Here is a 15,501-nt window from a genome sequence, read left to right as displayed (position 1 = left end):
CCGAACTCAGAAGTGAAACGAAACAGCGTCGATGATAGTGTGGCATTTGCCATGTGAAAGTAGAACATCGTCAGGGCCTTATTCAAAGAAACCCGTTGCAGCAATGCAGCGGGTTTTTTGCGTATAAAGATTATTCATAAAACCCCAATATATTCATCAAAATCAATTACCAAAGTGACGTAGTTAACCGCAAGTTCATATTGGGAACTAAACATAGCTAACCTTTTGCTTTGTCGGTAACTTTGTTTTAGGATCAGGATATTCTCACCAAGGTTTAGAACGCAGTGATCCGTAGTTTATTTGTATTAATATTGGCCTTTACCGCATATTCTACTCAAGCTATTGAAGTAAAAGAGCTTTACCAATATCGTCAACCCGTTGAAGATAAGCAGCGTGGCACTCGTGCAACTGCGAGCAAGAATGCGCTTTTGAACGTCGTCGTAAAGGTAACTGGTGATAGAAACGCGCAGGGCAATGCTGTCGTTCGCCAAGCGCTAGCAGATGTAGCTGACTACATAACCAAATATGAATATTCGGACGAGCAAGGCAAAACATTTCTAGTCGTAAATTTTGATAGTAATAAAGTTGAAGCTTTGGTCCGCGATGCCAGCTTACCACTATGGGGTAACCGTCGTCCTTTGGTCGCGCTTTGGTTAGCTATTGAAGATGGTTGGCAGCGTGAACTGGTTTCACTCGAATCAAATCCACAGATACAAGAACTGATAGACGATAGGGCGCAAAGCAGAGGCTTACCAGTGGTTACCCCGTTACTGGACTTAGAGGATCTTCAGCGTGTGTCTGTGGCTGATGTGTGGGGTAATTTTAGTGAGTCACTTGAGTTTGCATCTGAGCGTTACATGGCTGAACGAGTGGTGTCAGCGCGCTTACTTAAGGATAAAAACTCACAGCAGTGGAATCTTGAGTGGCGATTTACCAACGAAGATCAATTTGAACCGTTTAAACACCAAGGCGATAAGCAACAAGTGATTGCAAATATGCTCGACGCTATTGCTAACCAGTTAGCGCGCGAATATGCTGTTGACACCAGTGCTGACTCTGTTGCCCAACAGCAAGTAATAAAGTTGTATAACACCAAGAACTTTGTCGATATTGAATATGCTTTGAGGCGTTTGCGCACGATGAGTGTCGTTATTGATGTGACCGTGAGTCGAATTTCCAAAGAGCGTGTAGAGATTCAAGTGACTCATTCAGGCACTGTGGATGACCTTAAAAAAGCATTAACGCTCGACACCTTTTTTGTCGACTATCGGGACCCACAAAAATATTATTATTCAAACACCAATGACTCACTTGAGTATGCGTGGCAATAAACCATGATGCAGTGCTCTCAATTAGCGTTGCCAGTAACCTTGCCTGACGACGAAACGTATTCAAGCTATTTTGGTGGCGAGGATTCACTGGAAGTGAATCACCTTAAATCGGCCTTCAATCACCTTGATGAGCAGTTTCATTATACCTATTTGTGTGGCTTAGGTGACTCAGGAAAATCGCACTTGCTGTATGCCACTTGTGTTCATGCACAAGAGCTTGGTTTATCGAGCATGCTGATTTCTTTAAGTGAAGTACAACAATACGGCCCCCAAGTGCTAGAAGGATTAGATACTCTCGATGTAGTTTGTATTGACGACTTGCACCTCATTGCCAATGATGAGGCGTGGGAAAAGGCATTGTTTAATTTCTTCAATCGTTTTAATGAACCGGGGAAGTTGCTGCTGATTTCTGCGGATCTCTTACCTGATATGCTGCATATTGCACTACCAGACTTAGAATCACGGTTAAAGTGGGGCACAACTTTGCAAATTCGCTCGATGAGTGATGACGATAAGGCGCAAGCTTTAACCAATCGTGCACGCATGAGAGGGCTTGAGTTATCAGACGAATGTGCGCGCTTTTTGTTGACGCGACTCAGTCGGGATATGCGAGCCTTGCTCGATGTGCTAGACAAATTAGACCATGCATCCATGGCTGCACAGCGTAAGCTGACAATTCCATTCATAAAAGCCACACTAAAGCTGTAGAAACACCGCTCGAGGGCTAGAATCCACACGGCCCTTTAGTTATCATAAGTGGCTAAATAAACTCTTTAAATTATCACCCTAGTCAGGTATCCGATGAACTTAGAAGCGATTTTGGCTGACGCCTTAAAGGCCGTTGAATCAGCCAGCGAAATCGCGCACTTAGAAGATGTGCGCGTAAACTACCTTGGTAAGAAAGGTGAAATAACCGGACTACTTAAAACGCTTGGTCAAATGGCGCCACAAGAGCGTAAGAGCGCAGGTCAAGTGATTAACCAAGCTAAACAGCAGGTTACTGAAGCAATTAACGTAAAGCGTGAAGCATTGAGCGCAGCTGCGCTAGAGGCCAAATTGGCCGCTGAGACAATTGATGTCACCTTGCCGGGTCGTAAAATTGCAAGTGGAGGTGTCCACCCGGTAACACGCACAATTGAGCGTATTGAATCGTTTTTTGGTGAGCTTGGGTTTGCAGTAAAGTCGGGTCCTGAAGTTGAAGACGATTTTCACAACTTTGATGCGTTGAACATCCCTGCTCATCACCCTGCACGAGCGGACCACGATACTTTCTACTTTAATCCTAAATTGGTGTTGCGCACACAGACCAGTGGCGTACAAATACGTACCATGGAAACAGAACAACCACCGCTGAGAATTATCTCACCGGGTCGTGTTTATCGTAATGATTACGACCAAACACACACGCCTATGTTCCACCAAGTGGAAGGTTTAATGGTAGATACCGATGTAAGCTTTACCGAACTAAAAGGTATCTTGCATGATTTCTTACGTAACTTCTTTGAAGAAGATATGGAAATCCGCTTCCGTCCTTCGTACTTCCCATTCACAGAGCCTTCAGCGGAAGTGGATGTTAAAGGTAAAGACGGTAAATGGTTAGAAGTTTTAGGCTGTGGCATGGTGCACCCAAATGTACTTCGCTCAGTGAATATCGACCCAGAAAAATACACTGGTTTTGCCTTTGGTATGGGTGTAGAGCGTTTAACTATGTTGCGTTATGGCGTAACAGATTTGCGCGCTTTTTTCGAAAATGACATGAAATTCCTAAACCAGTTCCGTTAAGAGGTCGTTACAAATGAAATTCAGTGAAAAGTGGTTACGCGAGTGGGTTAACCCAGCTATCGACGCGAACGAACTGGCAGAGCAGCTTTCAATGGCTGGTCTTGAGGTGGATGGAATTGACGCTGCTGCGGGTGATTTCCATGGTGTTGTAGTGGGTGAAGTGGTCGAATGTGGTCAACACCCAGATGCTGACAAACTGCGCGTAACTAAAGTGAACGTAGGTGAAGACGAACTGTTAGATATCGTCTGTGGTGCACCTAACTGCCGTCAAGGCTTGAAAGTTGCAGTTGCTAAAGTTGGTGCTGTGCTACCGGGTGACTTTAAAATCAAAAAGGCTAAACTTCGTGGTCAGCCTTCACACGGTATGTTGTGTGCATTTGTAGAGCTAGGCATTAGCGAAGAAGGCGATGGTATTATGGAATTGCCTGCGGATGCACCTATCGGTCAAGATTTACGAGAGTACTTGGCATTAGACGACAACATTATCGATGTTGATCTCACTCCTAACCGCAGTGATTGTCTAGGTATCAAAGGCCTTGCTCGTGAAGTTGGTGTACTTAATAACCTAGATGTTAACGAGCTTGAAATTCCAGCAGTAGAGCCAAGCATTGATGACAAAATCAGTATTGAACTGGTTAACGATTCGGCGTGCCCTCGTTACCTTGGTCGAGTAATCAAAGGTATCAACCTAGACGCGCAAACACCACTGTGGATGGTAGAGAAATTGCGTCGCAGCGGCATTCGCTCAATTGACCCTGTAGTCGATGTGACTAACTATGTACTTATCGAGCTAGGACACCCTATGCATGCATTTGATTTAAATGCGATTGAGGGCGGCATTAAAGTACGTAATGCACATGCAGGCGAAGAATTAGTATTACTTGATGGCAACACTGCAAAACTTAACGAGTCAACGCTTGTCATTGCAGATCACAATAAAGCGCTAGCAATGGCTGGTATCTTTGGTGGTGAAAAGTCAGGTGTTACCGACAGCACAGCTGGTATTTTATTGGAAAGCGCATTCTTTAATCCGGTTGCTATTGCCGGTCAAGCACGCAGCTATGGTTTGCACACCGACGCGTCACACCGCTATGAGCGCGGAGTTGATTTCGCACTTCAACGCGATGCAATGGAGCGTGCTACAGCACTTCTTCTGGAGATTGTTGGTGGTCAAGCGGGTCCTGTGGTTGAAGCCGTTGCGCCAGAGCAACTGCCAAAAGTAACAGCCGTAACCTTGCGTCGTGAGCGCTTAGACCGCGTAATTGGTTACCATATTAACGATGAAACAGTGACTAACATTCTTCGTCGCTTAGGTCTCGATGTACAGTTTGAGAACAATACATGGCAAGCAGATGTACCTAGCTACCGCTTCGATATTAGCATCGAAGAGGATCTCATTGAGGAAGTGGCACGTGTATTTGGTTATAACAATATTCCAAACGAAGCGCCGCTCGCTAAGCTCAACATGACTGTACACCAAGAAGCTGATGTGCCAGTAAAGCGACTTCGCGATACTTTGGTAACGCGTGGTTATCAAGAAGCAATCACATACAGTTTCGTGGATCCTAAGGTGCAAAACGCGATTCATGGCGATGACAATACCTTGGTGTTACCACACCCAATTTCTATTGAAATGTCGGTAATGCGCAAGTCTTTGATGCCAGGGTTACTGAGTACATTGGTATACAACCAAAACCGTCAACAGCCGCGAATTCGTTTCTTCGAACATGGCTTGAAATTTATCGCTGATGAGCAGGCTGAAAACGGCGTGAAGCAAACAGCAGTGATTGGTGGTGTGGTAACAGGTAGTTGCTATGGTGAACACTGGAGCCTTGAAAGTCGTCCAGCAGACTTCTTTGATGTCAAAGGCGATGTTGAAGCGTTACTTGCCCTTTGCAATGACAAAGCGCGATTTGAGTTTAAAGCGCAACAATGCGATGGGCTTCACCCTGGTCAAAGCGCTGCTATCTATGCAGATGGCAAAAAAGTAGGTTTTGTTGGTGCGGTTCACCCTCAACTACAAAAGCAACTTGGCGTAAACGGTACAGCGTATGTATTTGAAATTGAAGTTGAAGCTGTAGAAAATCGCTTGTTACCAAAAGCGGTAAATATCTCCAAGTTCCCGTCAAATCGTCGTGATATAGCGATTTTGGTGAAAGATGACGTTAAAGTAGGCGATGTTTTATCTACTATAGAAAAAGTTGGCGGAAATCAATTGGTTGACCTAAACTTATTCGATGTGTATAAGGGTACAGGTATTGAGCCAGAATATAAGAGTTTGGCTATTGCTCTAACACTACAGGCAGTTGATAGAACTCTTGAAGAGAAAGATATCAATGCGGTTGTCGACAACGTCGTAGCCACACTGGCTAAAGAGTTTAACGCATCGTTGAGGGACTAGATATGGCGCTTACCAAAGCCGACATAGCTGAACACCTATTTGAGAAGTTGGGTATAAACAAAAAGGATGCCAAAGAACTAGTTGAAGCGTTTTTTGAAGAAATCCGCTCAGCCCTAGAAAAAGGGGAGCAAATTAAGCTTTCCGGCTTTGGCAATTTCGATCTTCGCGATAAGAAAGAGCGACCAGGTCGTAACCCTAAAACAGGGGAAGACATTCCTATTTCTGCGCGTCGCGTGGTTACTTTTAGACCTGGACAAAAACTCAAAACTCGAGTTGAAGTCGGTACCAGTAAGCTAAAATAAAAAAAGCAGCCTTAGGGCTGCTTTTTATTTTTCTAATACCTAGTTTATGAACGTGGCGAGTGAAATGTGCCTGAAGTGATTTGCTCGTACGTTGTCTGTGCTAAGTCGTCAAGCCTATCAATGTCGTGACCTGCCTCTTTGGTATAGCTGGTCAATGCTGTGTAATCTATATTCTCAATGCCAGCGAGAGTTGCAATACGGGCAAAGGTGTAAGCCAAGTTGTAGTCATGGCGTTGATAATGGATGTTTACCAATGACGTAAGCACTTCTTGGTTTGGCTCGGTGTCAGGTTTATTTAACTCTAAATTTCGATAAAGATGATATAGGGTTTTATCTGTATCCACCTTCATGTAGTAACTTGCGAGATAAAACTGGGCATCTTGTGAATCAACCACTTTAGGATCGTTCTCCATCGCTAACAGCTTCACAATAGCACTTTGATCATTATTTCGAGACCAGTGGAAATAAAGCAGGCCGGGGTGATTTGACCCTTTCGTCTCGTCTAATAACCGTTTCATTTCTTTTTGCGCAGTATTAAAGCCGACATATCGCGATGCGGTCTTCTCTTTTAACTTAATATGCTCGATTTGTTTGGCTAAGTTGACGCATTTGCTGTAAGTCTCAAATGCCTTGAGCAGGTTATATTTGTTGTCAAGTGTCGGCGCTTGCGCTTCGGCTACACGATCAAAAATAACGTCAGCACGTTCAACTCGGCAGTGACTGTCGGTATTTAAATCTTCGCACATTGTAGGGTGTTGCTCGCACATTTCTCTGACCGTGGGTTGTGAGTCACAACCGGTTATCGCCGCGAGGACGATAAGTCCTGATAATACCCGCATGGCAATCCTTTTTTGTAAATAAACATAGCAAGTGTAGTCTACACAAAAGGGCAGTGACAATGTGCAAAACAAACACCGATGATCATGGTCAAACAATGCTAACCAAAGTAAAAAAGTGGCGTGTTGGAGGTAACAATTCTTTAGAGGTGGTTATTAGTAAAAGTTTGCTTTAGAATATGCCCGCCCGGCAAGCGGTAATTTGTCCTGTATCACGCTCTCACTTTGTGATGGACCTATATTACTCAGTCGGTTTGATATCCGTTCAAATAAATTTCAAAGGCAGAAACAATGACCTCATCTCACGAGCAAGAATACTTGAACAGTTGGCAGGAACGCCAAGACTTCGCTGAAAGTATGCAACCTATCATTGGTAAATTGTACCGCAGCCGTGGTATCGAAATTGCAGTGTATGGCCGTCCACTAGTGAGCGCTAGCACTATCGATATCATCAAAGCGCACAAAACCGTCGCTCAATTTGAAGACTCAAAACTACGTTTACGCGAAAGCTTCCCATTCCTAGAAGCTATCAGCAAAATGGAGTTAAACTCTGCTCGCATCGACCTAGGTAAACTCGCTTATAACTACCTTTACAAAGATGCAGCCAATGGTCGTTCTGTAGAAGAATACTTAAATGATGAGCTAGCTGAAATCAACAATGCTGGCAACGCAAAAGAGCCGCGTGACGTAGTTCTTTACGGTTTTGGCCGTATCGGTCGTTTGTTAGCTCGTCTACTTATTGAAAAGTCAGGTCCATACGCAGACCTTCGCCTTCGTGCAATCGTTGTACGTGGTGGTAAAGATGGTGACTTAGAAAAGCGTGCGAGCTTACTGCGTCGCGATTCAATCCACGGTCCATTCAATGGTTCAATTACTGTTGACCACGAGCGTAACGCTATCAAAGCAAACGGCAGCTACATCCAAGTTATCTATGCTAACTCGCCAAGCGAAGTAGATTACTCAGCATACGGTATCGAGAACGCGCTTGTTGTTGATAATACTGGTATTTGGAAAGATGAGGCAGGCCTTGGTCAGCACCTTGAAGCAAAAGGCGCAGCTAAAGTACTTCTTACTGCTCCTGCTAAAGGTAACATCAAAAACATCGTATACGGTGTTAACAACCAAGATATCAAGCCAGAAGATAAGATTGTGTGTGCGGCAAGTTGTACAACTAACGCTATCACGCCAACGCTTAAGGCACTGAACGACAAGTTTGGTATCCGCAACGGTCACGTTGAAACAGTTCACTCATATACCAATGACCAGAACTTGATTGATAACTACCACAAAGCAGAACGTCGCGGTCGTGCTGCGGCTCTTAACATGGTTATTACCTCAACTGGAGCAGCGAAAGCGGTATCAAAAGCGTTGCCTGAGCTTGAAGGTAAACTAACAGGTAACGCTATCCGTGTTCCTACGCCAAACGTATCAATGGCTATTTTGAACCTGAACCTTGAGAAAGCGACGACCGTAGAAGAACTAAATGCATTCTTACGTGAAACAGCGCTTTACTCAGAGCTTCGTGATCAAATCGATTACACTGCGTCTACTGAAATCGTATCAACAGACTTAGTTGGTAGCCGTTACGCAGGTGTTGTTGACTCTCAAGCAACCATCGTAGATGGCGACCGTGTTGTACTATATGTGTGGTACGATAACGAGTTCGGTTACAGCTGTCAGGTTGTACGTTGTATGCAAGACATGGCTGAGTGTACACACCCAAGCCTTCCTCGCTAAACAACACAAAATTATAGATAGCCGGCACACAGTGTCGGCTTTTTTTATTGCTAAAATTGTTGCTGCATATAGTTTGTGCAGCTGAGCATGATGCCATACATATTGTGTGCTTTAAATTAGGAGCAACTATGAAGATCACGAGTAATTTCGACAGTGGTAATATTAACGTTATCGCCTGTGAAAACCCGATGGATATTCAACTTGAAATCAACAAGGATAACCAATCTGACTTTTATCAGTGGTTTCACTTTCGTTTAGAGACGACTGCTTACGTAGAGCACCGTCTGCATATCAATAAGTTGGCCGAATCGGCATACCCAGAGGGCTGGGACGATTACCATGCCGTTGCTTCATATGATCGCCAGACGTGGTTCCGAGTCCCTAGTAGCTATGAAAATGGTTCATTAGTTATCGACTTTGAACCAGAGTGTTCACAGGTGTTCTTCGCGTATTTTGCACCTTACAGTTATGATCGCCATCTTGATCTTATTTACTGGGCACAAAGCCACACTATTTGTGATGCACAAAATCTTGGTCTGACTCTTGATGGTCGTGATATGACAGTGCTGCGCATTGGTGAGCCAAGTGACGATAAGAAAACAATCTGGATCACAGCCCGTCAACACCCCGGTGAGACAATGGCAGAGTGGTTCGTAGAGGGTCTATTGCACAAACTGCTGGATGACGAAGACCCACACGCTGCAGCATTGCTATCTAAGGCGGTATTCTACATCGTGCCAAATATGAACCCTGACGGCAGTGTTCGCGGTCACCTGCGCACGAATGCTGCGGGCATTAATCTAAACCGAGAGTGGGCAACTCCATCGATGCAAAAGAGTCCAGAGGTATTCCTTGTTCTCAATAAAATGCGCGAAACTGGTTTAGATATGTATTTGGATATTCACGGTGATGAGGCCCTACCATACAACTTTGTTGCAGGTAGTGAAGGTATCCCAAGTTATGATGCGCGTCTTGAAGGGTTAGAAAACAGCTTCAAACAAGCGCTACTTACTATCACACCTGAATTCCAAGACGAGTTTGGTTATGACAAAGATGCTCCAGGTCAAGCGAACCTTACAGTTGCGTCTTGCGCGGTAGGCGAAGAGTTTAAAGCCCTAGCATACACAGTTGAGATGCCGTTTAAAGACAACGCGAATCTACCAGATGTAGATTATGGTTGGTCTGACCGACGCTCTTACCAATTCGGTCAAGATACACTCGGCGCAATTTTAGCGGTTGTTGATACATTGAGATAACAAATGCTAGCGCCGCCAACTTTGTGTTGGCGTGACTGAGTAATATTTTAAAAAGGCATTGTTGGTAGGTTATCGACAATGTCTTTTTTATTGTAAACACCGCTGATGCAATGCATAGACTGGCCTAAAATTACGTTGTTGGAAATTAACTGTTAACAAACTTGGGTGGGATAAGTTAATATTCAGATAGTTTAAAAGTGAGTGTGTTTAAAACATGCTCACATTCGATAGCCTTATGTCGCGCATTCTCAGTGGTCAACGCAGAGTCTCGTCGCTAAGAATAAGAAATATAATCATAGAGGATCCCCATGGAAGCTTTTGTAAGCGCCGTTAATGACGTGATTTGGAGCAGTGCTCTTATTTATCTATGTCTAGGTGCAGGTCTGTTTTATTCCGTTCTAACCCGTTTTGCGCAAGTAAGACATTTCAAAGAAATGTGTAAGTTACTGCTGAGCTCAAACGATTCAGCGAAAGGCATTTCATCATTCCAAGCGTTAGCCGTATCATTATCTGGCCGAGTGGGTGTGGGTAATATCGCCGGTGTTGCTGCCGCTATCGGCTTCGGTGGCCCAGGCGCGATTTTCTGGATGTGGATTGTGGCGTTCCTAGGTGCAAGTACTGCATATGCAGAATCTACACTTGGTCAAATCTATAAGACTGAAGAAGATGGACAATACCGCGGTGGTCCAGCATTCTATTTCGACCGTTGTTTGCAACAAAAATGGCTCGCTATTTTATTTGCTGTGTCGGCTATTATAGCCTGTGGTGTATTCCTTCCTGGCGTTCAAGCCAATGCGGTAGGTAATGCATTTACTCAGGTATTTGGTAATGGTGAAATGGTGTCCACGAGCTTTGGTGAAGTAGGCACCTTCAAGTTAGTGGCGCTTGCAATCATTTTAATGGTGTTAGCGTTTATCATTTTCGGTGGCATCAAACGTATTGCCAACTTCACTCAAGTTGTCGTGCCATTTATGGCGCTTGGCTACATTGTTCTAGCGCTGATTGTGGTGTTTTTAAACTTAGATAAAGTACCTGGCATCTTCTCACTTATCCTTTCTGATGCGTTCACAGCACAAGCCGGTTTTGGTGCGGCGATTGGTTGGGGTGTAAAGCGTGGTATTTACTCGAATGAAGCCGGTCAGGGTACAGGTCCTCATGCAGCGTCAGCTGCTGAAGTTGACCACCCAGCTCAGCAAGGTCTTGTGCAAGCTTTCTCAGTATATGTCGATACAATCTTTGTCTGTACAGCTACGGCACTGATGATCCTAATCACGCAACAGTATAACGTTGTTGGTGAATTACCAGCTGGTCAGTTCATTGTACAAAATGTTGATGCAGCAACAGAAATTGGTTCAGCAGCATTTACCCAAATGGCGTTGTTTAAAGTGTTTGGCGGTTTTGGTGAAGCGTTTGTTGGAATCGCTTTGTTCTTCTTCGCATTTACAACTATTTTGGCGTACTACTATATCGCTGAGACAAACGTTGCGTACTTGAACCGTTATTTCAAAGGTAGCATTCCACTTGTTATCGTGAAAATCGTGATTATGTTCATGGTGTCTTATGGCATGGTAAATAGTTCGGGCTATATCTGGAACATTGGTGATATCGGTGTTGGCTTAATGGCGTGGATTAATATCGTTGGTATTTTGGCGATATTCTTTGTCGCTAAGCCTGCTCTGACGTGTTTGCGTGATTACGAGCAGCAGAAAAAGGCGGGTGGCACTATCACTTTCGATCCAGTTAAATTAGGCATTAAAAATGCTACGTTTTGGGAAAATCGCCTTGCTAAGAAATCAAGCGACAATGAGCAAGCGACTTAACCACCACCGCTAATATTTGTCGGTGGAAACAATCGTTCACACAGTGGCTATTGAATCAACGTAATAGCCACCAATTGAATAAGACATCGACGAATAAAACGAGTACAATTAAGGGCGCCTGAAGGCGCCTTTTTTGTGGCGCGCAATTGCACATAGGAGTACGCATGGCAATTATTTCATGTCCACAGTGTCAAAAGTCAATTTCTGATAAACACACAGCCTGTCCCCATTGCAATATTACTCTCGGTGATATGGACGCAAACGCAAAGCAGCGTTTGGCTTCGCGAACAAAAATGCAACAGCACCAGTCACTGATGAATCAGTCATTCATCGCGCTTCTTCTTTTTCTGGGTGGTTTTTTAGTGCTTTATTGGCAACATCCAACCCCAGGGAGTTGGCAACAAACAGCCTGCTATACTGCTATTGGAGTTGGTGTAGTGTGGTACTTGGTTAACCGCGTGCGTTTGGTATTTTTAAAAAGAAAGAATTAATTATGAACGTTGATCAGCTTATACAATCTATTACTCCTGACGTATACGAACGCCTTCAATACGGTGCATCAACGGGGAAGTGGCCTGATGGTACGCCTTTAAGTGAAGAGCAAAAAGCACAGACGATGCAACTGGTCATGTTGTATCAGTCAAAAGTACTTAAAAGCGATGAACAATTTACCATTGGCGCTGATGGCGAACTGGTACAAAAGTCAAAAAAAGAATTAAAAGAACAATTTAAACCAGAAAATGAGATAGCTAGGTTCAGCGAAAATGATCTTTAAGCAGTTTTTTCAACCTAAGTGGAAACACCCAAAAGAAAGTACCCGTCTTGCTGCGCTATCGGCGCTGGACACGCAAAATGACGAGCAAATTATTACCGAGCTTGCCAGTGGCGACCCAAGTGCTAACGTGCGCGCCGCTGCGTTAAGAAAGCTCAACAATGTTCGCATATGGTGGCAAGCATGTCAGCAAGATGCTGAGCCGAGCATTAAACGTTTGGCGACGCAAAAGGTAGCACAAGCGTTGTTAGCATCACCAGACGTTTTACCTGAGCCTGACAAAGCGCGATACATCGATCAATTTGCACCGGAGAAAACATTAGAGCAACTGGCGCTACAAGAAAAAACGAACGACGTAAAAATCAAGTTGCTTGCGCGTATAAACAAACCACAACTACTTGAGCAAGTGTATCGAGGCGCAGATGAAGCGCTGCAGGTGCTGCTTTTCGACTTGGTACAACGCCATGAGTTATTGAATAAACTTCACAAGTTTGCAAAAGGTCAGGCACACGCACAAATTGATGAACTGCTTGAGCGCCAACAGCGTGAACAACAGATGCCTGTGGAAGTAGCGCAACAATGTAAATTGGTCCTTGCTAAACTTAATGCGTTACGTGATAAGCATGAATATCAATACGTTAGTACGCAGTTTACTGTACTCAACAACCAATTTAAGAAACTTGAATTGAATTGGTTGGACTCAGACGAGCGCGAGCAAAACGAGCAAAAGCACACCCAATTGCTGATTAAACTCAATCGCCATCTCGACGCCCTAAAGGAAGAATACGATGCTCAGCAACAGCAGCAGTTGGCAAAACAACGCAGTGTGTTGGCGCTGGCAAATTTAGAAGCGGTCGCAGAGGAAATAGCCAATGCGATGGCACTGCGCTTTGATGGTAATGAGCAAATTCAAACAGATTGGCTGCATGCCAAAGTGGCGCATGCAAAAGAAATGCTGGCCAGTGAAGATCTGCAACCAGGACAAGAGTTACAAAGCCAACAACAAGAGCTAGAGCGCCTGTTTAAACAAGTAGAGCAATTAGCAGCCTATGAAAGCGATGTTGCTCAGATGCGCAACTTATTAACGCAAATGTCGGCATTACAAGCCCCCACTGATTTAGCAGAATTTGATAACGCAATGGCTGAACACCTTGCACTCAAAAAGGCAGTTAAAGAAGCTATCAAAGCGTTACCTAAAGAGCTTGCAGCACATTGGCAACAGGCATTAAAAGATGCCGACAAGCGATTCGAAGCCGCAGTCGAGGTTCTGACTCAGCAGCAGAATGAGTATTTGCAAGATGCGCGTAAAAAAGCGCGAGATTTACGTCGTTTAATCGGGCAAGGGCGCTATCGTGTTGCATTTGGTGTATTCAACGGCTTCAAGGAGTTATATCACAAGCTAAGCAATCATTATCAGCAGCAAATAGTGCGTGAATATGAAAGCTTGGAAGCGACGCTCAGTGAGGCGAAAGACTGGCATCAATACGCAGGAGTGGCACAACAACAGCAGTTGGTTGATGCTGCAACTGAGCTTGCGCAACAAAGCTGTGACGACGCGAATGCACGCTTAGAGGTAGTGAAGCGTTTGCGTAAAAGTTGGCAGTTGTTAGGTCCAGAAGTACAAGAGCACGCTAAAGAGCAGTTCGAAAATGCCATTGAACAAGCGTTTGAGCCTTGTCGTGAACACTTTGCGAAACAGCAAGTTGAAAAGGAACAAGCCCTAGCGCAACGCCAAGAACTGATAGCGCAAATGCGCCACCTTAATGAACAAGCAAGTACCCAAGACATTGTCGATTTGGAGCGACAATATAACCTGCTCATTAAACAATGGCGAGAAGCTAAACGCCTTGATAGTAAACAATATCATAAGCTCAACAAACAGTTCACCCAGGCCCAAGGCGATATTGGTGAGCGCATAACACAGTTTTATGATGATAATACGCGTGCAAAAGAAGCATTGTTACAGCAGGCTCAGCAACTTCGCGAAGAGGACGTGTTTTCGGCGACGAATAAGCTCAAATCATTGCAGCAGCAATGGCAACAACTCGGGTTTGCAGGTAAAGCAAAAGACCGCAAATTGTGGCATGCATTTAGGCGTGTTAATGATGATCTTTTTGCCTTGCGAGACCAGGCTAAAGAGCAACAGCAGAGCGAGCTAGATGCACAGCAAAGCGAGCAAGAAAAGCAATTAGAGCACTTAGAACAATCGTTACAAAATGCCCAGAATGTGGGTGAATATCAGCATTTATATAACGAGGCGCAACAACTTCAGGTTGTCAGAACGCTTGCTGATAGAAAATCTCAACTGTTTGCTCAGATCAATGAACACATTGCGAAGTTGCAGCGAACACAGCAAGTACAGCATTGGTTAGCGCTTAAAGATGCGCTTAGTAATCAACAACCCATTGATAAGCAGTGGTTAAGTGATAACCACATAGACTTGTCTGCATCGCAGTTGCTTATACGGTTGGAGATCCTAGCTAATATAGACAGCCCTTCACACGAAGCGCAGTTGCGAATGCAAGAACAGGTGAACATGCTGGACGATAAACATCATGGCGTAATATACAGTAATGAAGATTTATTACGTGCATGGCTACAATGCCAAATAGATGGTGAAGGTATCTGCAGTGCACCAGAGCAATGTCAGCGTGTTATTCGCGTAATAGAAACTGTGGTGGCGAAATGAAACAATGGATTAAAGCCTTCGTGCTTACCCTTTCGGTAATGATTCTTAATGGTTGTGCAACTCATGCACCCTTTTCGGTGTACTCACTCTCTAGCGCGCAGCTTGAACAAAGCTTATTGAAACAGAGCCAGCGTTACAGTGCGTCAGGCTCTGTGATGGGCATGCCAATGGAGTTACAAGTTAATGATATTGGTGTCGTTATTGGTGGCACGCAAGCTCCTCAAGGGGTAGAGCTGGCGTTAGACAACACAGTAATGATGAAGGCACTCGCGATAAAGGTGCCTGTTCGCGTACGCCTCAATATCGCCGCTGAGCCAGTATTCAATAGCCAAGATAATGCGATTTATTTGCAACAGTTTAAAGTGATCAGTGCCGACATCGATGCGATGGGGTATCGCGGAAAATTGGCACCTGTTTCTGAGGAAGTACAGAGCTTGTTGACTGAATTACTGAGCCAATATCCGGTGTATACACTCAATCAACAAGATCCCAAGCAGGCGTTGATCTCGCGCTTCAAACTGGCCTTGAATGTAAAACCAGGTGAAATAACGCTCACTTCAGGTTTATGATTTAGC

At 44.4% G+C, this 15,501-nt stretch carries 13 protein-coding genes; 12 read left to right on the top strand and 1 reads right to left on the bottom strand.

Features of this window, described 5'->3' with window-relative positions; genetic code table 11:
* Positions 1-284 precede the first annotated feature (284 nt).
* The 5 genes from AAEU32_RS13665 to ihfA all read left to right on the top strand — a co-directional run bounded on the left by AAEU32_RS13665 (position 285) and on the right by ihfA (position 5,816).
* On the top strand, positions 285-1,331 hold the full coding sequence (locus AAEU32_RS13665; protein ID WP_421971095.1) for a DUF2066 domain-containing protein: 1,047 nt from the start codon (positions 285-287) through the stop codon (positions 1,329-1,331).
* A gap of 6 nt (positions 1,332-1,337) precedes the next feature.
* The gene (hda, locus tag AAEU32_RS13660; protein ID WP_421971096.1) at positions 1,338-2,039 is read left to right on the top strand and encodes a DnaA regulatory inactivator Hda; all 702 of its coding nucleotides are present in this window, start codon (positions 1,338-1,340) and stop codon (positions 2,037-2,039) included.
* A gap of 93 nt (positions 2,040-2,132) precedes the next feature.
* Positions 2,133-3,113, top strand: a complete 981-nt coding sequence (pheS, locus tag AAEU32_RS13655; RefSeq protein ID WP_421971094.1) for a phenylalanine--tRNA ligase subunit alpha — start codon at positions 2,133-2,135, stop codon at positions 3,111-3,113.
* A gap of 13 nt (positions 3,114-3,126) precedes the next feature.
* Positions 3,127-5,514 carry a phenylalanine--tRNA ligase subunit beta gene (gene pheT / locus AAEU32_RS13650; protein WP_421971093.1) on the top strand — a complete coding sequence of 796 codons (2,388 nt, stop codon included), beginning with the start codon at positions 3,127-3,129 and terminating at the stop codon, positions 5,512-5,514.
* 2 nt (positions 5,515-5,516) lie between these two features.
* Entirely contained in the window at positions 5,517-5,816 is a 300-nt protein-coding gene (ihfA, locus tag AAEU32_RS13645; RefSeq protein ID WP_421971092.1) for an integration host factor subunit alpha, read from the top strand.
* A gap of 44 nt (positions 5,817-5,860) precedes the next feature.
* Here the strand turns inward: ihfA and AAEU32_RS13640 are convergent, their stop codons facing one another.
* Positions 5,861-6,655: a DUF2989 domain-containing protein gene (locus AAEU32_RS13640; RefSeq protein WP_421971091.1), complete on the bottom strand. Its 795-nt coding sequence runs from the start codon at positions 6,653-6,655 to the stop codon at positions 5,861-5,863.
* A 288-nt stretch (positions 6,656-6,943) separates the two neighbouring features.
* On the opposite strand from AAEU32_RS13640, the gene AAEU32_RS13635 reads away from it, so the two are divergent.
* The 7 genes from AAEU32_RS13635 (at position 6,944) to AAEU32_RS13605 (ending at position 15,495) form a co-directional block, all read left to right on the top strand.
* Entirely contained in the window at positions 6,944-8,389 is a 1,446-nt protein-coding gene (locus AAEU32_RS13635; protein ID WP_421971090.1) for a glyceraldehyde-3-phosphate dehydrogenase, read from the top strand.
* A 128-nt stretch (positions 8,390-8,517) separates the two neighbouring features.
* Complete coding sequence (locus AAEU32_RS13630) at positions 8,518-9,645, top strand: M14 family metallopeptidase (RefSeq protein ID WP_421971089.1); 1,128 nt, start codon at positions 8,518-8,520, stop codon at positions 9,643-9,645.
* 308 nt (positions 9,646-9,953) lie between these two features.
* A complete protein-coding gene (locus AAEU32_RS13625) occupies positions 9,954-11,465 on the top strand; it encodes an alanine/glycine:cation symporter family protein (protein ID WP_421971088.1) in 1,512 nt (503 codons plus the stop codon).
* Positions 11,466-11,629: 164 nt separating this feature from the next.
* Positions 11,630-11,956, top strand: a complete 327-nt coding sequence (locus tag AAEU32_RS13620) for a hypothetical protein (protein WP_421971087.1) — start codon at positions 11,630-11,632, stop codon at positions 11,954-11,956.
* Positions 11,957-11,958: 2 nt separating this feature from the next.
* On the top strand, positions 11,959-12,240 hold the full coding sequence (locus AAEU32_RS13615; protein WP_421971086.1) for a YeaC family protein: 282 nt from the start codon (positions 11,959-11,961) through the stop codon (positions 12,238-12,240).
* Entirely contained in the window at positions 12,230-14,926 is a 2,697-nt protein-coding gene (locus AAEU32_RS13610; RefSeq protein ID WP_421971085.1) for a DUF349 domain-containing protein, read from the top strand. The genes AAEU32_RS13615 and AAEU32_RS13610 overlap by 11 nt, the downstream gene beginning before the upstream one ends.
* A complete protein-coding gene (locus AAEU32_RS13605) occupies positions 14,923-15,495 on the top strand; it encodes a YceB family lipoprotein (RefSeq protein ID WP_421971084.1) in 573 nt (190 codons plus the stop codon). The genes AAEU32_RS13610 and AAEU32_RS13605 overlap by 4 nt, the downstream gene beginning before the upstream one ends.
* Positions 15,496-15,501 lie beyond the last annotated feature (6 nt).

It is taken from the genome of Pseudoalteromonas maris (assembly GCF_049257235.1).
Classification (GTDB): domain Bacteria; phylum Pseudomonadota; class Gammaproteobacteria; order Enterobacterales; family Alteromonadaceae; genus Pseudoalteromonas.
Note: the sequence above shows the minus strand (reverse complement) of the source record. Positions and strands in the feature narration are given on the sequence as shown.

Coding starts and splice junctions, on each gene's coding strand:
- hda (WP_421971096.1), top strand. CDS start 1,338: ATGCAGTGCTCTCAATTAGCGTTGCCAGTAACCTTGCCTGACGACGAA.
- pheS (WP_421971094.1), top strand. CDS start 2,133: ATGAACTTAGAAGCGATTTTGGCTGACGCCTTAAAGGCCGTTGAATCA.
- pheT (WP_421971093.1), top strand. CDS start 3,127: ATGAAATTCAGTGAAAAGTGGTTACGCGAGTGGGTTAACCCAGCTATC.
- ihfA (WP_421971092.1), top strand. CDS start 5,517: ATGGCGCTTACCAAAGCCGACATAGCTGAACACCTATTTGAGAAGTTG.
- AAEU32_RS13640 (WP_421971091.1), bottom strand. CDS start 6,655: ATGCGGGTATTATCAGGACTTATCGTCCTCGCGGCGATAACCGGTTGT.
- AAEU32_RS13635 (WP_421971090.1), top strand. CDS start 6,944: ATGACCTCATCTCACGAGCAAGAATACTTGAACAGTTGGCAGGAACGC.
- AAEU32_RS13630 (WP_421971089.1), top strand. CDS start 8,518: ATGAAGATCACGAGTAATTTCGACAGTGGTAATATTAACGTTATCGCC.
- AAEU32_RS13625 (WP_421971088.1), top strand. CDS start 9,954: ATGGAAGCTTTTGTAAGCGCCGTTAATGACGTGATTTGGAGCAGTGCT.
- AAEU32_RS13620 (WP_421971087.1), top strand. CDS start 11,630: ATGGCAATTATTTCATGTCCACAGTGTCAAAAGTCAATTTCTGATAAA.
- AAEU32_RS13615 (WP_421971086.1), top strand. CDS start 11,959: ATGAACGTTGATCAGCTTATACAATCTATTACTCCTGACGTATACGAA.
- AAEU32_RS13610 (WP_421971085.1), top strand. CDS start 12,230: ATGATCTTTAAGCAGTTTTTTCAACCTAAGTGGAAACACCCAAAAGAA.
- AAEU32_RS13605 (WP_421971084.1), top strand. CDS start 14,923: ATGAAACAATGGATTAAAGCCTTCGTGCTTACCCTTTCGGTAATGATT.